This window comes from Klebsiella sp. CN_Kp088, assembly GCF_040064335.1.
Lineage (GTDB): Bacteria > Pseudomonadota > Gammaproteobacteria > Enterobacterales > Enterobacteriaceae > Klebsiella > Klebsiella aerogenes.
In genome coordinates, this window is the sequence record NZ_JBEAIQ010000018.1 from 95,448 (window position 1) to 113,662 (window position 18,215).

General features: G+C 55.6%; 16 protein-coding genes and 1 pseudogene. 7 read left to right on the forward strand and 10 right to left on the reverse strand.

Going from position 1 to position 18,215, the window contains the following annotated elements; genetic code table 11:
• Positions 1 to 41: 41 nt before the first annotated feature.
• Positions 42 to 434: an 8-oxo-dGTP diphosphatase MutT gene (gene mutT / locus ABLV08_RS09585; RefSeq protein WP_015368238.1), complete on the forward strand. Its 393-nt coding sequence runs from the start codon at positions 42 to 44 to the stop codon at positions 432 to 434.
• Between the two features lie 67 nt (positions 435 to 501).
• Here mutT and yacG read toward each other — a convergent pair whose 3' ends face one another.
• The 3 genes from yacG to coaE are packed head-to-tail and all read right to left on the reverse strand — an operon-like array spanning position 502 to position 2,069.
• On the reverse strand, positions 502 to 696 hold the full coding sequence (gene yacG, locus ABLV08_RS09590) for a DNA gyrase inhibitor YacG (RefSeq protein WP_015368237.1): 195 nt from the start codon (positions 694 to 696) through the stop codon (positions 502 to 504).
• 9 nt (positions 697 to 705) lie between these two features.
• Positions 706 to 1,449: a cell division protein ZapD gene (gene zapD / locus ABLV08_RS09595; RefSeq protein ID WP_015368236.1), complete on the reverse strand. Its 744-nt coding sequence runs from the start codon at positions 1,447 to 1,449 to the stop codon at positions 706 to 708.
• The gene (gene coaE / locus ABLV08_RS09600; RefSeq protein WP_042894009.1) at positions 1,449 to 2,069 is read right to left on the reverse strand and encodes a dephospho-CoA kinase; all 621 of its coding nucleotides are present in this window, start codon (positions 2,067 to 2,069) and stop codon (positions 1,449 to 1,451) included. The genes zapD and coaE overlap by 1 nt, the downstream gene beginning before the upstream one ends.
• Positions 2,070 to 2,406: 337 nt before the next feature.
• Between coaE and ABLV08_RS09605 the strand changes: the two genes are divergently transcribed.
• The gene (locus ABLV08_RS09605) at positions 2,407 to 3,450 is read left to right on the forward strand and encodes a GMP reductase (protein ID WP_015368234.1); all 1,044 of its coding nucleotides are present in this window, start codon (positions 2,407 to 2,409) and stop codon (positions 3,448 to 3,450) included.
• A 30-nt stretch (positions 3,451 to 3,480) separates the two neighbouring features.
• On the opposite strand, the gene hofC is transcribed toward ABLV08_RS09605, so the two are convergent.
• The 4 genes from hofC to nadC form a co-directional block, all read right to left on the reverse strand.
• On the reverse strand, positions 3,481 to 4,686 hold the full coding sequence (gene hofC / locus ABLV08_RS09610) for a protein transport protein HofC (RefSeq protein ID WP_348855783.1): 1,206 nt from the start codon (positions 4,684 to 4,686) through the stop codon (positions 3,481 to 3,483).
• Complete coding sequence (gene gspE, locus ABLV08_RS09615) at positions 4,676 to 6,061, reverse strand: type II secretion system protein GspE (RefSeq protein WP_048230627.1); 1,386 nt, start codon at positions 6,059 to 6,061, stop codon at positions 4,676 to 4,678. Before gspE ends, hofC begins: the two co-directional genes overlap by 11 nt.
• A gap of 10 nt (positions 6,062 to 6,071) precedes the next feature.
• Positions 6,072 to 6,503 (reverse strand): prepilin peptidase-dependent pilin, encoded by a 432-nt coding sequence (ppdD, locus tag ABLV08_RS09620; protein WP_047041546.1) that lies wholly within the window; start codon positions 6,501 to 6,503, stop codon positions 6,072 to 6,074.
• Positions 6,504 to 6,684: 181 nt separating this feature from the next.
• Complete coding sequence (gene nadC, locus ABLV08_RS09625; RefSeq protein ID WP_032713362.1) at positions 6,685 to 7,578, reverse strand: carboxylating nicotinate-nucleotide diphosphorylase; 894 nt, start codon at positions 7,576 to 7,578, stop codon at positions 6,685 to 6,687.
• A 137-nt stretch (positions 7,579 to 7,715) separates the two neighbouring features.
• Between nadC and ampD the strand changes: the two genes are divergently transcribed.
• A complete protein-coding gene (ampD, locus tag ABLV08_RS09630) occupies positions 7,716 to 8,279 on the forward strand; it encodes a 1,6-anhydro-N-acetylmuramyl-L-alanine amidase AmpD (protein WP_015704411.1) in 564 nt (187 codons plus the stop codon).
• Positions 8,276 to 9,130, forward strand: coding sequence for a beta-lactamase regulator AmpE (ampE, locus tag ABLV08_RS09635; protein ID WP_032709890.1), 855 nt, complete (start codon positions 8,276 to 8,278; stop codon positions 9,128 to 9,130). Before ampD ends, ampE begins: the two co-directional genes overlap by 4 nt.
• 178 nt (positions 9,131 to 9,308) lie before the next feature.
• On the opposite strand, the gene ABLV08_RS09640 is transcribed toward ampE, so the two are convergent.
• The 3 genes and pseudogenes from ABLV08_RS09640 to aroP form a co-directional block, all read right to left on the reverse strand.
• Complete coding sequence (locus tag ABLV08_RS09640; protein ID WP_020079602.1) at positions 9,309 to 10,259, reverse strand: family 43 glycosylhydrolase; 951 nt, start codon at positions 10,257 to 10,259, stop codon at positions 9,309 to 9,311.
• Positions 10,259 to 11,664: pseudogene (locus ABLV08_RS09645) on the reverse strand (MFS transporter). The gene ABLV08_RS09640 and the pseudogene ABLV08_RS09645 overlap by 1 nt, the downstream one beginning before the upstream one ends.
• A 171-nt stretch (positions 11,665 to 11,835) precedes the next feature.
• The gene (aroP, locus tag ABLV08_RS09650; protein WP_348855784.1) at positions 11,836 to 13,209 is read right to left on the reverse strand and encodes an aromatic amino acid transporter AroP; all 1,374 of its coding nucleotides are present in this window, start codon (positions 13,207 to 13,209) and stop codon (positions 11,836 to 11,838) included.
• A 645-nt stretch (positions 13,210 to 13,854) separates the two neighbouring features.
• On the opposite strand from aroP, the gene pdhR reads away from it, so the two are divergent.
• From pdhR to ABLV08_RS09665, 3 genes are all read left to right on the forward strand, one after another.
• Positions 13,855 to 14,634 carry a pyruvate dehydrogenase complex transcriptional repressor PdhR gene (gene pdhR, locus ABLV08_RS09655; protein WP_015368223.1) on the forward strand — a complete coding sequence of 260 codons (780 nt, stop codon included), beginning with the start codon at positions 13,855 to 13,857 and terminating at the stop codon, positions 14,632 to 14,634.
• A gap of 140 nt (positions 14,635 to 14,774) precedes the next feature.
• The gene (gene aceE, locus ABLV08_RS09660) at positions 14,775 to 17,438 is read left to right on the forward strand and encodes a pyruvate dehydrogenase (acetyl-transferring), homodimeric type (protein WP_348855785.1); all 2,664 of its coding nucleotides are present in this window, start codon (positions 14,775 to 14,777) and stop codon (positions 17,436 to 17,438) included.
• Between the two features lie 14 nt (positions 17,439 to 17,452).
• On the forward strand, positions 17,453 to 18,215 hold a 763-nt coding region (locus ABLV08_RS09665; protein ID WP_348796301.1), incomplete at its 3' end, for a biotin/lipoyl-containing protein.

The following is an 18,215-nucleotide window of genomic DNA, read 5'->3' on the forward strand; positions in this document are numbered from 1 at the left end:
CAGGGCGCAGATTTCTGCGCCTTTTTTATGGAGCTGTTTCAATGAAAAAACTGCAAATCGCCGTCGGGATAATTCGCAATCCGCAAGGCGAAATTTTTATTACCCAGCGTGCTGCAGACGCGCATATGGCCAATAAACTGGAATTCCCCGGTGGAAAAATAGAATCAGGTGAGACGCCGGAACAGGCGCTGGTACGTGAACTGCAGGAAGAGGTCGGGATTACGGTGACGACGTCCACGTTGTTCGACAAACTGGAGTATCAGTTCCCGGATCGCCATATCACGCTATGGTTCTTCCTGGTGGAAAACTGGCAAGGTGAGCCGTGGGGCAAAGAAGGACAACCGGGGCAGTGGATGGCGCAGCAGGCGTTGGATCCGCAGGCATTTCCGCCGGCGAACGAGCCGATAATTAATAAACTTATTACGCTTGCCTGAGCGCCGGGCAACCCGGCGCAGGCCTGAAACGCTAATCCGGAACGTCCCGGATTAGCGATAGGAAAGGTTACTGCTGCGGCTCGCTCCAGTCATCGCTGTCGGATAAGTCGCCGGAACTGGGGATACGTTTCTCTTCCGCCGCCCACTCGCCAAGATCGATCAGCTGGCAGCGCTTCGAGCAAAACGGGCGAAACGGGCTTTGCTCGCTCCAGACGACGTTTTTACCGCAGGTTGGGCAGTTAACGATAGTCTCTTCTGACATAGTGTCTCCTTAGCAACAAGCCAGTTCAAAATCAAAGCGTTCCGGCACGATACCATGCTCGCTGTCCAGCGGCAGGAAGCGGATGGCGAAGCGGCTTTTATGGCCGGAAATTTGCGGGTATAGCTGGCTTGCGAGATCCAGGCGCAGGCGCAGCAGATCGGCATCGTCGCCATTATCCTGATAAAAGCCATTGAGGCTGGTCTGCTTACGGAAAGGCGCGGAGTTACGAATCAAATCAAGGATCAGCTCCAGCGACTGCATCAGCGGCGTCAGGCTCGCTAACCATTTTGCCACCTGCTCATCGCGATACTCTTGCGGCATATGCAGCCAGATATGCAGAGTTGGCAAATCAAAGCCGCAACAGCCGCCAGGGATGCTCAGACGCTGGCGCACCAGGCCAATCAGCCGATCTTCACGAAGAAACTGGCCAATACGCGGAGCGGAGATCAAGGTGCTGCCGGACAGTTTGAGCTGCTGACGTAGGGCTTCAATACGCTGCTGATCGACGCCGGGCACTTCGGCCCAGGTTTGTAATTTCCGCTGTTGTCGCTCCAGCTCTTTCAGCAAATCGGTACGCACTTCGCCACGTTCCAGCACGTCCAGTAGATCGCCGGTATTGCGGAAAAAATGGAGAGCGTCCGCGTAGCTGGCAATGGCCGGGCGGGAAGAGAGCTGCTGAAATAAAAATTCAATGCGCAGCCAGGTGCGCATTTTCTCATTGAGCGGATGTTCGAAGAGAACAGGGGTATGCATTACGGTTTTTCCTGTGAGGCGGCCTGCGATGCCAGCATTAAATACTTATCGTGCAGGCGGGCGACGTGGGATGCGACGGCATCCGCGGAGCCCATGTTTTCAATAACATCATCCGCTGCGGCAAGACGCTGTTCGCGCGTCGCCTGGGCGGCAAGAATATGTTCAGCGTGTTCACGACTGACCCCATCGCGGCGTATGGTGCGCTCGATTTGCGTCTCTTTTGGCACATCGACAACCAGTATGCGATCGGCTTTATCGGTCAGGCGGTTTTCGACCAGCAAGGGTACGACCCAGAGGAGATAAGGTGAGGTTGAGGCCTGCATCTGACGGCGCGTTTCTTGCTGAATCAGCGGATGCAGCAGCGCGTTAAGCCAGGCCTTGTCCTCGCTATGAGCAAAAATGCGTTCGCGTAAGCGGCGGCGATTCAGACTGCCATCGTCGTTGATCATCTGTGGACCAAACCTTTCAGCGATAGCAAGCAGGGCGGGAGTACCGGGCTCTACAACCTGACGCGCAATAATATCGGCGTCGATGACGGTTACGCCCAGGTGAGCAAATTCGTCGGCGACGGTACTTTTACCGCTACCGATGCCGCCTGTTAACGCTACCGTATACCCCATACACTTCAATCCCGATGTCACATTATTGTTCAAAACCCTGGCGATTCACCGCGCCATTCAGACCCAGAGGATAGCTTAATCAAGATTTTGTTAAATCGAAAAAGTATCCATAATGTGAATTGTGATTCACTTTATATATAAAAAACAATTGGTTAAAAATGACGCAATGGTAAGGAAAGCACACGAACGTGTTTTTCGCTATTCACCAGGTAAATTTTAACGATTGTAGCGTAAAAAAAGTGAAAATCGCAGTCTTGCGCGGCTATGATTCGTGCGTATGATAGCGTCACTGGAGTTGTGCTCTCACATTAATGCAATTAACCCCAGGAATTCGCACATGCGTATTGAAGAAGATCTGAAGCTAGGTTTTAAAGACGTTCTTATCCGCCCGAAACGCTCTACCCTCAAAAGCCGTTCTGATGTTCAACTGGAACGTGAATTCACCTTTAAGCATTCAGGCCAGACCTGGTCCGGCGTACCGATTATCGCTGCTAACATGGATACCGTCGGTACCTTCAGCATGGCGAAAGCCTTGTCCGCTTTTGGAATTCTGACCGCCGTGCACAAACACTACAGCGTTGAAGAATGGCAGGCGTTTGTGCAGAGCGAGTCCGCAGAAGTGCTGCAGCATGTGATGGTTTCCACCGGTACCTCTGACGCGGACTTTGAAAAAACTCAGCAGATCCTGACCCAGAATCCACAGCTGAACTTCGTCTGCATAGACGTGGCTAACGGCTACTCTGAACACTTCGTTCAGTTTGTGGCGAAAGCGCGCGCCGCCTGGCCACAAAAAACCATTATCGCCGGCAACGTGGTGACCGGTGAAATGTGTGAAGAACTGATTCTCTCCGGCGCTGATATCGTTAAAGTGGGCATTGGCCCTGGCTCCGTCTGTACTACCCGCGTGAAAACCGGCGTTGGCTACCCGCAGCTGTCTGCGGTGATTGAATGTGCCGATGCCGCGCACGGTCTCGGCGGCCAGATCATCAGCGACGGCGGCTGCACCATGCCGGGCGATGTTGCGAAAGCTTTTGGCGGCGGTGCCGATTTTGTCATGCTCGGCGGGATGCTGGCGGGTCACGAAGAGAGCGGCGGTACCGTGGTGGAAGAGAACGGTGAAAAATTCATGCTGTTTTACGGTATGAGCTCTGAATCGGCGATGACTCGCCACGTCGGCGGCGTCGCGAAATATCGTGCCGCGGAAGGTAAAACCGTTAAGTTGCCGCTGCGCGGCCCGGTTGATAATACCGCGCGTGATATCCTCGGTGGCCTGCGTTCAGCATGCACCTATGTTGGCGCTTCCCGCCTGAAAGAGCTGACCAAACGTACAACCTTTATCCGCGTACAGGAACAAGAGAACCGCGTGTTCAACAGCCTGTAATGACGATGGCTGGCGCTCTGGCGCCAGCCATTAACTCCCCATTGTGCCCAGCGCGTCCCCCAGATGAAAAACAGGTAGGTACATCGCTACCACCAGCACACCGACGATCGTTCCGGTCACCACCAGCAGTATTGGCTCCAGCAGCGTCGCCAGATTATCCGCCTGCTGATGAGTTTGCTCGCTATGATGGCGCGCCAGGTTATCGAGCATCGTATCCAGCGCTCCAGATGCCTCGCCGGTACGAATGAGCTGCAGGCACAGCGAGGTAAATCCGCCACAATTCGTCAGCGCCTGCCAGATTGGTTGGCCATGGGTAATCTCTGCGCGCGCCTGTGCAATCCTCTGCCGCCACAGCGGGCAGCCCACGGTTTCCTCAACGCTCTCCAGCCCCTGGACAAAGCTTATGCCCGCGCTTTGTGTCAGTGAAAGAATGGTAAATATCTGGCTCAGTTGCTGACCGTTGATCAGCCGACCCGCTATTGGAATCGCGTGAAATAATCTTTGCCTTAACAGCAGCCAGCGTGGCCGACGCCGGGCTAGCCGGATGAGAAAAAGTAGAATAGCAAAAAGAGGCGGCAGCAAGGGCCAGTAGCGGGCTAACGCGTCGCCAAGGTGAATGACCATTTGCGTCAGCAAGGGGAGCGGCGTGTTGAAGGTCCGATAGATGGCGGTAAATTCAGGCAGAACGAAAAACAGCATCGCCACGACCAGCGCCAGCGCTAATGTCAGGATAACGATCGGATAGCGCAGCGCCTTCTTTACCTTTTCTGTCAGACGCTGTTGTTCTTGCTGCTGTTGCGCGAGTTGAAAGCAGCAGCGTTCCAGCTTACCGGTGAGCTCGCCGGTGCGGATCATCGCCAGATAGAGCGGAGGGAAGACCTGCGGCCATTGCGCCAGGCCGCTGGAGAGAGAAACGCCATTTGCCAGTTCCTGCGCCAGCACTCGTAGCAACGCCTGCCACTGTTTGTGCGGCTGTTGTTGGGCCAGTAGCTCCAGCCCTTCAGCCAGCGGTAAACCAGCCTGCAGCAGCGTGGCAAGCTGGCGGATAACCTCACCGCTGTAGCGCGGGCGCCACAGCGAATTCTGTACCGTTTTACGCCGTAGCGCCAGCGGCAGGATCCGCTGCTGTTCCAGTGATGCCAGCGCCTGCCCACGCGTTTCTTGCCACAGGGCGCCCTCGCACATCATTCCTTGCTTATTCATCCCCCGCCACTGCCAAAGCTGCTTAGTCGCCATGTGGGATCCCCAGAACGCGCACGACTTCTTCCAGGCTGGTCAACCCGCGCTCCACCGCTTCACAGCCGCTTTCAAACAGTGTCATCATGCCGGCTTCGCGGGCCAGCGTTTCGATTTCCGCCGCGCTGAGATCGCGATTAATGGCCTGACGCAGCGCGCTATCCACCGGCAGCAGTTCGAATAAGGCCAGGCGGCCGTAGTAACCGTGGTAGCACTGTGGGCAGCCAACCGCCAGCCAGCCGGGTAATGGGCGTGGCCAAAGACTGTGCGGCACCTCGGTAGGGCGGCCGCCATCGCGCCGGCAGTGGGGACACAGTTTTCGCACCAGCCGCTGGGCGACCACCAGCGATAGCGCCGAGGAGATCATCCAGCGCGCTACGCCCATTTGTTGCAGGCGAATTAACGTTTCGCTGGTGGAGTTAGTATGCAATGTAGAGAGCACCAGATGCCCGGTTTGTGCGGCTTTAATGGCGATTTCCGCGGTTTCGGCATCGCGAATTTCTCCGACCATGACGATATCCGGATCCTGACGCAGCAGCGCCCGCAGGACGCTCTGGAAGGTAAGCCCGGATCGCGGGTTGATCTGCGTTTGGTTGAGCCCGGTAAGCGGGATCTCCAGCGGATCTTCCACGCTGCAGATATTGACCTCTTCGCGGTTTCGCGCCTGCAGCGCGCTGTACAGGGTGACGGTTTTGCCACTCCCCGTAGGCCCGGTAACCAGTAGCAACCCCTGCGGCTGGTTCAATGTGGCGCGGAAAAAAGCAAGCTGACGAGAGGAGAGCCCCAGAGCTTCCAGATCCAGCGCCTGCTCCACCTGGTGTAATAAACGCAGGACGATTTTTTCCCCGCCGCGGCAGGGGAGGGTTGCAATGCGAAAGGAGACCGTGCGCCCGGTAAGCGTCAGAGTGAACTGTCCATCCTGCGGTAGACGATGCTCGGCAATATCGAGGTTGCCCAGCACCTTAAGCCGTGCGGCTATTGGCGCAGCCAGCGCGGCCTCAAGTAACGGTAGAGCATGCAAAACGCCATCGACACGCAGGCGTATCCGCAGCTGATTTTCCGCCGGCTCAATATGGATATCAGAGGCTCGCTGGCGCAGCGCCTGCTCCAGAATTTGATTCAGTAGATCGGTTACGCCCTGGGAGGTACCCGTGGCGGAGTCTGCTGCTGACCGCTGTGCCTCATGCTGATGCTTATCCATCCGCTCCTGGCTCCAGCATTCAATATCGATGCGCTTTTGGGTAGCGAAGCGCAGCGCTTCCATCAGTTCTGGAGACGGCGTATCCACAACGGCGATAACAATGGTCTGCTCGTCGCTCTTCAACAACAGTGCGTGATGGCGCTGACAGAGTGAGAGTAGCTGTTCGGTTTTCATGTCTGTCACCTCAGTTAAAGCGGAAGACATCTTCGCAGGCCTGCTTTAACGCGCTGTCATCGCCGATGGCGCAGACGCGCTGCCAACCGGTGATACCGTTGGCGTTATCCCAGGAAGGGGTCAGGGTGACGGCCAGGCCGTTAAGGCTCTCCTGCCCGGTCAGCGTGACCACCCCCTGGGCGACGCTCATCGCTGATACATAGCGGGTAGTCGACGGTGAAGGGATTCCGTTATTGCCGCCATCGCAGCTGGTTAATCCGCCGTGGTCCAACGCGCACAGCTCTATTGCCGTGCGGTAGGGCACAAAGGTTTGCAGCATATCGGTGAGGGCGGCTTTGCGTAGGTAGTTTTGGTAGGCAGGGATGCCGATGGCGCTGAGGATGGCGATAATGCCGATAACCACCATTAATTCGATCAGGGTAAAACCACGTTGCTTATCCATAAGTCACTCCTTGTTGGTTGTGGGGTGACTTTGGCGCGATTACGTCGCGGCGGCGAGGAGGAAAAATACGCTTAGGATGCAGGCATCCAGCTTTTCGGTAGCATTTTCAAAGATGCACGGGAAGCGTGCGAGGCGTCTCGCAAAAATAACCCCGATACCCGGTGGATATCGGGGGAGAGAATTAACGAAAACGCATGGACAGGTCGAGGGCCCGTACGTGCTTAGTGAGTGCGCCGACGGAAATATAGTCAACGCCGGTTTCCGCGAATTCGCGAATGGTATCGAAAGTAACGTTGCCGGAGACTTCCAGCGCCGCCTGGCCGTTGGTACGTTTTACCGCCTCACGCATCAGGTCGGTGGTGAAATTGTCGAGCATGATGATATCAGCGCCGGCTTTTAACGCTTCATCCAGCTCATCCAGTGTTTCGACTTCGACTTCCACCGGTACGTCCGGGTGCAGCCAGAAGGCTTTTTCCACCGCCTGACGTACCGAACCAGAGGCGATGATATGGTTTTCTTTGATCAGGAAAGCGTCGAAGAGGCCCAGACGGTGGTTCGCGCCGCCGCCACACAGCACCGCATACTTCAACGCGGTGCGCAGGCCTGGTAACGTTTTACGCGTATCAAGCAGTTGCGTTTTGGTGCCTTTGAGCAGGTCGACGTAGCGGCGTACTTCGCTTGCTACCCCGGAGAGGGTCTGCACGAAATTCAGCGCGGTGCGTTCGCCGGTCAGCAGCACCCGCGACGGCCCGTCCAGTTCGAACAGCGGCTGATCGGCTTTTACCGTATCGCCGTCAGCCACGTGCCAGGTGATGCGGACATCGTCGCCGGCAAGCTGAATGAAAACTTCTTCTACCCAACGCTTACCGCAGAATACCCCATCTTCGCGGGTGATAACGACGGCGTGAGCGCGCGCGTCCGATGGCAATAATTGCGCGCTAATATCGTTGTTAGCGTCAACTTCGCCGCCCAGATCTTCGCGTAGTGATTGCGCGACGGCGTCGGTAATATCGAGATTAATACGTTCCAGCAGCGCGTCACGGCGGCGGTCGGGGCTGTAGCGACGAGGCGTCATGATAAAGCTCCAGATAGATAAGATTCAGAAGTGGGAAACATGCTAACCTGAACCACGTTTCTGTACCACACATACCCAATGGATTTCGCGTCGCCTGTGGGGCCGCCGGGATCCACGTTTGCGAAAGGAGATTCCCCATGCAGTTGAATGGCGGATGGCTGGTGGGCGCGCGTCGGGTGCCTTCGCCGCATCACGATTGCCGCCCGGACGATGAAAACCCTTCTTTACTGGTGGTACATAATATCAGCCTGCCGCCGGGGGAGTTTGGCGGCCCATGGATTGACGCGCTATTTACCGGTACATTGGATGCCGACGCGCATCCTTACTTCGCCGGGATTGCTCATCTGCGCGTTTCGGCGCATTGTCTGATTCGCCGCGATGGCGAGATAGTCCAGTATGTACCCTTTGATAAGCGCGCATGGCATGCGGGCGTCTCCAGCTATCACGGCCGCGAGCGCTGCAATGATTTTTCGATCGGCATTGAGCTGGAAGGGACGGATACTCAGGCCTACACCGAGGCGCAGTACCAGCAGTTAGTGGTGATTACCCAGGCGCTCATCCAGCGTTATCCTGGTATTGCTGATAATATTACCGGCCATTGCGATATCGCGCCGATACGTAAAACGGATCCCGGCCCGGCCTTTGATTGGGCAAAATACCGCGGTATGTTGGCCGCATCGTCACATAAGGAGATACCATGACGTTGTTTACTACGCTGCTGGTTCTCATCGCCGAGCGTCTGTTCAAGCTTGGCGAGCACTGGCAGCTCGATCATCGCCTGGAGGTACTGTTCCGCCGCGTGAGGCATTTCTCGCTGTTCGGCACCGTGCTGATGACCGTCGTCGCGGTGGCGGTGGTGTACGTTATTCAACGCCTGCTACAGGGGCAGCTATTTAACGTACCGCTGCTGGTGTTCTGGATTTTGCTTGGCCTGCTGTGCATTGGCGCGGGCAAGGTGCGCCTGCATTATCATGCCTATCTGAAGGCGGCGGCGAACAACGATAGCCACGCCTGCGATTCTATGGCCAGCGAACTAACGCTTATTCACGGCGTGCCGCCGGGCTGCGATCGTCAGGAGTATCTCCGCGAGCTGCAAAACGCACTGCTATGGATCAACTATCGCTACTATCTCGCGCCGCTGTTCTGGCTGGTGGTCGGCGGCCCGTGGGGGCTGTTGACGCTAACCGCTTATAGCGTCCTGCGCGCCTGGCAGACCTGGCTTGCGCGCTATCAGACGCCGCGCCATCGTTTACAGTCCGGCATTGACGGTATTCTGCATATTGTCGATTGGGTGCCGGTGCGCCTGGTTGGCGTGGTATACGCGCTGCTGGGGCACGGCGAAAAAGCGCTGCCTGCGTGGTTTGCCTCGCTAGGCGATCGTCACTCTTCACAGTATCAGGTATTAACTCGTCTGGCCCAGTTCTCATTGGCCCGCGAGCCGCACGTCGATGCGGTTGAGACGCCAAAAGCGGCGGTTTCCATGGCGAAGAAAACCTCGCTGGTGGTGGTGGTGATTATGGCGCTGCTGACCATCTACGGAACGTTGATTTAACGGCCCGAAGCCTGGCGCTGCTAGGCTTGGCGCACTCATGTCGCCGGATGGCGCTGCGCTTATCCGGCCTACGGTCCGCGGCCCGGTAAGCGCAGAAGTGGTAGCCCTGCTAAGCGCAGCGCAAGCAGGGAAAATCCCAGTGGTGGCGTTGGATCCCGGACGGCTCGCTGTTCATTCGCTACAACGTATCAGCAGGGGGGATGCCGAAGTCGGGCATCCCGTTTTCTTGCCAGCGCACTAACTTCAGCCGGGTGTGACGGTTAGGATCGTACAGCGGGTCGCCTTCGATTTCGGTGTAGTTGCGCGCGTGGTACACCAGCACATCTTCCCCCTCCGGCGTTTGCGTAAAGCTATTGTGGCCGGGACCATACTGGCGGTTTTCGTAGCTGGTGCGAAATACCGGCTGCGGGGATTTGTGCCAGTTAGCCGGCTGTAGCGGATCGGCCTGAATATCTATCCATAATAATCCCATGCAGTAGTTTTCATCGGTCGCGCTGGCGGAATAGCTGATAAACAGCTTATCGCCGTGTACCAGCACCGCAGGCCCCTCATTGACCATAAATCCCCGGCATTCCCAGGCAAACTCCGGCTTACTCAGCATGATCGGCGCGCCTTTTAGCGTCCACGGGTTTTCCAGCTCCGCCAGATAGAGATTGGTATTGCCGGCGATCTGCGGGTCTTTCTGCGCCCATAAATACCAGCGTTTCCCTTGATGGCAGAAAGTGGTGGCATCGAGGGCGAAGGTATCGAACGGGGTGATAATTTGCCCTTTTTCCTGCCAGCGGCCGCTGAGCGGATCGCTGTCGGTACACTCAAGGGCGAACATCCGGTGCTGGAACATCCCCTGGGCGTCGAGGTCATGGGTCGGGGCGGCGGCGAAATAGATATACCACTTGCCGTCGATGTGGTGGAGCTCCGGCGCCCAAATCAGCTGGCTCATCGGACCGCTTTGCGGCTTGCGCCAGACGGTCACCGGCTCGGCTTCACGCAGGCCTTCCAGCGTGGCGGCACGGCGAATCTCCAGCCGATCGTATTCCGGCACGGAGGCAATAAAATAGTAGCTGTCGTGATGGCGCAGGATAAAAGGGTCCGCGCGTTGTTCAATAAAGGGATTCGGCCAGTTGTTCATCAGGCTTTCCTTACGTGTTCACTGGTTTTCAATTCCTGGAGTTCATTCAGTTCGCTGTAGTTACTGCGGCGTTTTTCCAGATCGCTCTGGATTTGGCGCATCAGATCACGGTCAACTTTCAACAGGCGTACGACGCCTGCGGTAATCAGGTAGCCAACGCCGGGGATCACTGAGAACAGCAGTACGATACCGTTTAGCGCCGAGGCGCTTTGCTGCTTCGCGCCGGCATCGTAGCCGTACCACGACAGCAGGAAACCCACCATGGCCCGGCGACCGCCAGCCCCACTTTCAGGAAGAACAGGTTACCGGAGAAGCTGATGCCGGTGATCCGTTTACCGGTTTTCCACTCGCCGTAGTCATCAACGTCGGACATCAGCGACCAGTGCAGCGGCGACGGGATTTGATGCAGGATATTGAGCAGGAAGTAGAGCACCAGAATCAGCGTTGTGGCATGCGGATTAAAGAAGTAGAACGCGCAGGAGAAGACAGCCAGTACAATGTTGGTCCAGAAAAAGACCTGCAGTTTACACCAGCGGTCGGTCAGCACTTTCGCCAGCATGCTGCCGATCATCATGCCGACCACGCCAAGGCTGATAAACAGGGTGGCGAAGTGGGTGCTTTGCCCCATCACCCAGGTGACGTAGTACATGGTGGCGGCCATGCGGATAAAGCCGGGGCAAACGTTGCACAGGGTTAAGAGCAAAATGCGAACCCACTGGTCGTTTTTCCACACGTCTTTGAGGTCTTTTTTCAGCTCGTCGTTGGTTTGTACCGCCGGGCGGATGCGCTCGCGTACGGTGGCGAAGCAGAACAAAAACATACACATGCCGATGAACGCCAATACGGTCATCGCCATTTGATAACCTTTCGCTTTATCGGCGCCGCCGAACCACTCCGCCATAGGCAGCAGAGTCAGCGAGAGCAGAAGCGTCGCGATACCGACCAGCACAAAGCGGTATGACTGGCAGGCGACCCGCTCTTGCGGGTCGGATGTCATCACCGTCCCCAAAGAGCAGTAGGGGATGTTTATCGCGGTATAGGTTATCGACAGCAGGAAGTAGGTGACGAAGGCATAGATAACCTTGCTGTTGTAGGTCCATTCCGGGGTGGTGAACATCAGCACGCTGAACAGGGCGTAGGGGAAGGCCATCCACAGCAGCCATGGGCGAAAGCGGCCATATTTACTACGAGTGCGGTCGGCCATCGCCCCCATGATCGGGTCGGTGACGGCATCGATGACGCGCACCGAAAGCAGCAGCACCCCAACCAGCGCCGGCGCAAGACCAAAAATATCCGTATAAAAATAGTTAACGAACAACATGATGGCGCCAAAGATAATGTTACATCCGGCATCGCCCATCCCGTAGCCAATCTTTTCTTTCAGCGAAAGTGTATTGCCTGTCATCCTGGAACTCTCCATTGCAGTCTGGAGAGAATTATTGGTCTTAGCGTCGGGAATTACGTTGCAGTAATCCGTCATCGATATGGATAAAACTGTTACAGGAAGGAAAGTGTGAAGCAGATAACAATGCGCCGTGCCCGTCGCTCGAGGACGGACACGGCGTGACGAGATGTATTATTGTGCTTTTACGACGCCGCCGCTTTTCTGTTTAAACAGATAGCCAACGCCGAGAACGGCAATCCATACCGGTATCAGCCACACCGAAATCGCCATTCCCGGGGTCATCAGCATGATGGCCAGTACCGCGACCATAAATAGCAGGCATACCCAGTTACCCAGCGGGTAGAACAGCGCCGGGAAACGTGTTTTCACGCCTTCCTGCTGCTTAGCGCGACGGAATTTGATGTGCGCGAGGCTAATCATCGCCCAGTTAATTACCAGCGCGGAGACCACCAGCGCCATCAGCAGTCCGAACGCCGATTCCGGCGCCAGGTAGTTGATCAGCACGCACAGCGCGGTGACTACAGCGGACACCAGAATGGTGTTGACCGGTACGCCGCGTTTATCGAGAGTCAGCAGCGCTTTCGGCGCATTGCCCTGCTGCGCCAGGCCGAACAGCATACGGCTGTTACAGTACACGCAACTGTTGTAAACCGAGAGCGCGGCGGTCAGCACCACGATGTTGAGGGCGTTTGCCACCAGTGTGTCGCCGAGTTCGTGGAAGATCAGCACGAACGGGCTGGTATCGGCGGTGACGCGCGTCCACGGCAGCAGGGAGAGCAGCACGGCCAGGGAGCCTACATAGAAAATAAGGATACGGTAGATAACCTGGTTGGTGGCTTTCGGGATGCTCTTTTCCGGGTTGTCCGCTTCTGCCGCGGTGATGCCCACCAGTTCCAGACCGCCGAAGGAGAACATAATGATCGCCATCATCATCACCAGCCCGGTGAAGCCGTGCGGCAGGAAACCGCCCTGATCCCACAGGTTACTGACCGTCGCCTGCGGGCCGCCGTTGCCGCTGAACAACAACCAGGCGCCGAACAGAATCATGGCCACTACCGCGACGACTTTAATAATCGCGAACCAGAACTCCATTTCGCCGAACACTTTTACGTTGGTCAGGTTAATGGCGTTAATGGCGATGAAGAAGACCGCCGCGGAGGCCCAGGTAGGGATTTCCGGCCACCAGAACTGGATATATTTGCCCACGGCGGTCAGTTCCGCCATGGCGACAAGCACATACAGCACCCAATAGTTCCAGCCGGAGGCAAAGCCGGCAAAGCCGCCCCAGTATTTATAAGCAAAATGGCTGAATGAACCGGCCACCGGTTCTTCGACGACCATCTCGCCGAGTTGACGCATGATCAGGAAGGCGATAAACCCGGCGATAGCGTAGCCGAGAATAATACCAGGACCTGCAGATTGAATCACTGACGCACTACCCAGGAATAAGCCCGTACCAATAGCGCCTCCTAGCGCAATGAGCTGTATATGGCGGTTCTTCAAGCCGCGCTTGAGTCGATCGCCATGCTGTTGACCTTCCATCATGAAACCTCGTGTGTGGTTATTATGTTTATACGCTTCATCCTTCAGGTTGCTGCTTTGCTGTCCGTCTCTGCCAAATAGCATAGTTAGCTAATTTCAAGGCGTTTGAGGCCAGTTTTTACCCGAGTGACGCAACGCACACATTGTTGTGTTTGTGTAATTATGAAATTCCATTTTTGTATTGATTTCTTTACGGAAAGCAAAGCGGAAATTCCCTCAAAGACCTTTCGCCTGATGCAGAATAATGGTAAGGGCGTGCGAATGCACCTGCTTTATGAAGGGATGATGACGGAACGAACAAAAAGACACCGTTTGTCATTTTTTCTTACCACCGCCACCGCTACCCTTTATTGGTTATCTATTCACTTTATTGGTTTATAAATGCACTTTTTCGCTTCTTGAATCGGTTCAGAAAGCGTAATTTTTCGTTTATATAAAGTTAATGCTACCCCTTGCTGGGTAAATGTAAGTTTTGTGCAAGGTTACATTTCTGAAACGTTATTTCTGTAAGGTTGTTAAAAAAGGCCAGGTTTACTGATTTCAATCAAAACCTGTATGGACAGGAGGTGAATACTTTGTTACTTTAGCGCTACGAACTTTAAATTGGTAAGACCAATTGACTCCGGGCGAATGGCAGAGACAGGGAATATGGCCTACAGCAAGATCCGCCAACCAAAACTTTCTGATGTGATAGAGCAGCAGCTGGAGTTTCTGATTCTTGAGGGGACGTTGCGCCCCGGTGAAAAACTCCCGCCTGAACGCGAACTGGCAAAACAGTTCGACGTTTCCCGTCCCTCGCTCCGTGAGGCGATTCAACGCCTCGAAGCCAAGGGCCTGTTGCTTCGTCGCCAGGGCGGTGGAACCTTTGTACAAAGCAGCCTGTGGCAGAGCTTTAGCGACCCGTTGGTCGAGCTCCTGTCCGACCACCCTGAATCCCAATTCGATTTGCTGGAAACCCGTCACGCGCTGGAAGGCATCGCGGCTTATTACGCGGCGCTGCGCAGCAATGATGAAGATCGCGACCGTATTCGCGAGCTGCATCAAGCCATTGAGCGGGCCCAACAGTCCGGCGATCTCGACGCCGAATCCGGCGCTGTCGTCCAGTACCAAATCGCCGTCACCGAAGCGGCGCACAATGTGGTGTTGCTCCATCTGCTAAGGTGTATGGAGCCGATGCTGGCACAAAACGTTCGTCAGAACTTTGAATTGCTGTATGCCCGCCGGGAAATGCTCCCGTTGGTCAGCAACCATCGTACTCGCATTTTCGAGGCGATAATGGCCGGGGAGCCGGAGCAGGCGCGTGAGGCGTCGCACCGTCACCTGGCGTTCATTGAGGAAATTTTGCTGGATCGTAGCCGTGAACAGAGTCGTAGAGAACGTTCACTGCGTCGTTTACAGCAACGAAAGGACGAGAACTCCGGTTCTTAAGCGCCATTTTTTAGAGCGCGGCAACTAAACGCAGAACCTGTCTTATTGAATTCTTGGTTGTTCATCAGAGTGAAACGCTAAAGAGTTCAATGGGACAGGTTCCAGTTAAATCAACGATTAGATAGATAAGGAATACCCCCATGTCAGAACGTTTCCAGAATGACGTGGATCCGATCGAAACTCGCGACTGGCAACAGGCGATCGAATCGGTCATCCGTGAAGAAGGTGTTGAGCGTGCTCAGTATCTGATCGACCAGCTTCTTTCTGAGGCCCGCAAAGGCGGCGTGAAAGTAGCGGCCGGTGCGGCAGCGCATAATTACGTCAACACTATTGCCGTTGAAGATGAACCGGAATACCCGGGCAATCTGGAGCTGGAACGCCGTATTCGTTCAGCGATCCGTTGGAACGCCATCATGACCGTTCTGCGCGCATCGAAGAAAGATCTGGAGCTGGGTGGCCACATGGCATCCTACCAGTCTTCCGCTACCTTCTACGAAGTTTGCTTCAACCACTTCTTCCGTGCGCGCACTGAGAAAGACGGCGGCGATCTGGTTTACTTCCAGGGCCACATCTCTCCGGGCGTATATGCACGTGCCTTCCTGGAAGGTCGTCTGACTGAAGAGCAGATGAACAACTTCCGTCAGGAAGTTCACGGTAATGGTCTGTCCTCTTATCCGCACCCGAAACTGATGCCGGAATTCTGGCAGTTCCCGACCGTATCAATGGGGCTGGGGCCGTTGGGCGCAATCTATCAGGCTAAATTCCTGAAATATCTGGAACACCGTGGTCTGAAAGACACCTCTGCGCAAACCGTTTACGCCTTCCTGGGCGATGGCGAGATGGATGAGCCGGAATCTAAAGGCGCTATCACCATCGCGACCCGTGAAAAACTGGATAACCTGGTCTTCGTCATCAACTGCAACCTGCAGCGTCTGGACGGCCCGGTCACCGGTAACGGTAAAATCATTAACGAACTGGAAGGCATCTTCGGTGGTGCTGGCTGGAACGTTATCAAGGTTATCTGGGGCGGTCGTTGGGATGAGCTGCTGCGTAAAGACACCAGCGGTAAGCTGATTCAGCTGATGAACGAAACCGTTGACGGCGACTACCAGACCTTCAAATCCAAAGACGGCGCCTACGTTCGTGAGCACTTCTTCGGTAAATATCCGGAAACCGCCGCGCTGGTTGCCGACTGGACTGACGAGCAGATCTGGGCCCTGAACCGTGGCGGTCACGATCCGAAGAAAGTCTACGCTGCACTGAAAAAAGCGCAGGAAACCAAAGGCCAGCCGACCGTGATTCTGGCGCATACCATTAAAGGTTATGGTATGGGCGACACCGCGGAAGGTAAAAACATCGCGCACCAGGTTAAGAAAATGAACATGGACGGCGTTCGCTACGTCCGCGATCGTTTCAACGTGCCGGTGGCTGATGCCAATATCGAAAAACTGCCGTACGTGACCTTCCCGGAAGGTTCTGAAGAGCACACTTACCTGCACGCTCAACGTGAAAAGCTGAACGGCTACCTGCCGACTCGTCAGCCGAAATTCACTGAGAAACTGGAGCTGCCGACCCTGGCCGACTTCAGCGCGCTGCTGGAAGAGCAAAACAAAGAAATCTCTACCACTATCGCTTTCGTTCGTGCCCTGAACGTGATGCTGAAGAACAAGTCGATCAAAGATCGTCTGGTGCCGATCATCGCCGATGAAGCGCGTACTTTCGGTATGGAAGGTCTGTTCCGTCAGATCGGTATCTACAGCCCGAACGGCCAGCAGTACACCCCGCAGGACCGTGAGCAGGTTGCATACTACAAAGAAGACGAGAAAGGCCAGATTCTGCAGGAAGGTATTAACGAGCTGGGCGCAGGCGCATCCTGGCTGGCTGCTGCGACCTCCTACAGCACCAACGACCTGCCGATGATTCCGTTCTACATCTACTACTCGATGTTCGGCTTCCAGCGTATCGGCGATCTGTGCTGGGCGGCTGGCGATCAGCAGGCTCGCGGCTTCCTGATTGGCGGTACTTCCGGTCGTACTACGCTGAACGGCGAAGGTCTGCAGCACGAAGATGGTCACAGCCACATTCAGTCGCTGACTATCCCGAACTGTATCTCCTACGACCCGTCTTACGCGTACGAAGTCGCTGTCATCATGCATGACGGTCTGGTACGTATGTACGGCGAAGCGCAAGAGAACGTTTACTACTACATCACTACACTGAACGAAAACTACCACATGCCGGCCATGCCGGAAGGCGCCGAGGAAGGTATCCGTAAAGGTATCTACAAACTCGAAACCCTCGAAGGTAGCAAAGGTAAAGTTCAGCTGCTGGGCTCCGGTTCTATCCTGCGTCACGTTCGTGAAGCAGCGCAGATCCTGGCGAAAGATTACGGCGTAGGTTCTGACGTGTATAGCGTCACCTCCTTCACCGAACTGGCGCGTGATGGCCAGGATTGCGAACGCTGGAACATGCTGCACCCGCTGGAAACTCCGCGCGTACCGTACATCGCTCAGGTGATGAACGACGCTCCGGCTGTAGCATCCACTGACTATATGAAACTGTTCGCCGAGCAGGTTCGTACTTACGTACCGGCTGATGATTACCGCGTACTGGGTACCGATGGCTTCGGTCGTTCCGACAGCCGTGAAAACCTGCGTCACCACTTCGAAGTTGATGCTTCCTACGTGGTCGTTGCGGCGCTGGGCGAACTGGCTAAACGTGGTGAAATCGATAAGAAAGTTGTGGCTGACGCCATTGCTAAATTCGACATCGATGCAGAAAAAGTTAACCCGCGTCTGGCGTAAGAGGTAAGAGAATAATGGCTATCGAAATCAAAGTACCGGACATCGGGGCTGATGAAGTTGAAATCACCGAGATCCTGGTCAAAGTTGGCGACAAAGTTGAAGCTGAACAGTCGCTGATCACCGTAGAAGGCGACAAGGCCTCTATGGAAGTTCCGTCTCCGCAGGCTGGCGTCGTGAAAGAGATTAAAGTCTCCGTCGGCGACAAAACCGAGACTGGCAAACTGATCATGATTTTCGATTCCGCCGAAGGTGCAGCAGCCGCTGCACCTGCGCAGGAAGAGAAAGCGGCTGCTCCGGCACCGGCAGCAGCGCCGGCGGCAAGCGCAGCGAAAGAAGTTCACGTACCGGATATCGGCGGCGATGAAGTTGAAGTCACCGAGATCATGGTTAAAGTGGGCGACACTATTGCCGCTGAGCAATCCCTGATCACCGTCGAAGGCGACAAAGCTTCTATGGAAGTTCCGGCGCCGTTCGCGGGTACCGTTAAAGAGATCAAAATCAACACCGGCGACAAAGTGTCCACCGGCTCCCTGATCATGATCTTCGAAGTGGCGGGCGCTGCGCCTGCAGCCGCTCCGGCACAGGCTGCCGCTCCGGCTGCCGCGGCACCAGCTGCAGCGGCTGGCGTGAAAGACGTTAACGTACCGGATATCGGCGGCGACGAAGTTGAAGTTACCGAAGTGATGGTAAAAGTTGGCGATAAAGTGGCTGCTGAGCAGTCACTGATCACCGTCGAAGGCGACAAAGCTTCTATGGAAGTTCCGGCGCCGTTCGCGG

What these genes read in the sequence shown, in the direction of transcription:
- mutT (WP_015368238.1), top strand. Translation starts at nt 42, where the DNA reads ATGAAAAAACTGCAAATCGCCGTCGGGATAATTCGCAATCCGCAAGGC.
- yacG (WP_015368237.1), bottom strand. Translation starts at nt 696, where the DNA reads ATGTCAGAAGAGACTATCGTTAACTGCCCAACCTGCGGTAAAAACGTC.
- zapD (WP_015368236.1), bottom strand. Translation starts at nt 1,449, where the DNA reads ATGCATACCCCTGTTCTCTTCGAACATCCGCTCAATGAGAAAATGCGC.
- coaE (WP_042894009.1), bottom strand. Translation starts at nt 2,069, where the DNA reads ATGGGGTATACGGTAGCGTTAACAGGCGGCATCGGTAGCGGTAAAAGT.
- ABLV08_RS09605 (WP_015368234.1), top strand. Translation starts at nt 2,407, where the DNA reads ATGCGTATTGAAGAAGATCTGAAGCTAGGTTTTAAAGACGTTCTTATC.
- hofC (WP_348855783.1), bottom strand. Translation starts at nt 4,686, where the DNA reads ATGGCGACTAAGCAGCTTTGGCAGTGGCGGGGGATGAATAAGCAAGGA.
- gspE (WP_048230627.1), bottom strand. Translation starts at nt 6,061, where the DNA reads ATGAAAACCGAACAGCTACTCTCACTCTGTCAGCGCCATCACGCACTG.
- ppdD (WP_047041546.1), bottom strand. Translation starts at nt 6,503, where the DNA reads ATGGATAAGCAACGTGGTTTTACCCTGATCGAATTAATGGTGGTTATC.
- nadC (WP_032713362.1), bottom strand. Translation starts at nt 7,578, where the DNA reads ATGACGCCTCGTCGCTACAGCCCCGACCGCCGCCGTGACGCGCTGCTG.
- ampD (WP_015704411.1), top strand. Translation starts at nt 7,716, where the DNA reads ATGCAGTTGAATGGCGGATGGCTGGTGGGCGCGCGTCGGGTGCCTTCG.
- ampE (WP_032709890.1), top strand. Translation starts at nt 8,276, where the DNA reads ATGACGTTGTTTACTACGCTGCTGGTTCTCATCGCCGAGCGTCTGTTC.
- ABLV08_RS09640 (WP_020079602.1), bottom strand. Translation starts at nt 10,259, where the DNA reads ATGAACAACTGGCCGAATCCCTTTATTGAACAACGCGCGGACCCTTTT.
- aroP (WP_348855784.1), bottom strand. Translation starts at nt 13,209, where the DNA reads ATGATGGAAGGTCAACAGCATGGCGATCGACTCAAGCGCGGCTTGAAG.
- pdhR (WP_015368223.1), top strand. Translation starts at nt 13,855, where the DNA reads ATGGCCTACAGCAAGATCCGCCAACCAAAACTTTCTGATGTGATAGAG.
- aceE (WP_348855785.1), top strand. Translation starts at nt 14,775, where the DNA reads ATGTCAGAACGTTTCCAGAATGACGTGGATCCGATCGAAACTCGCGAC.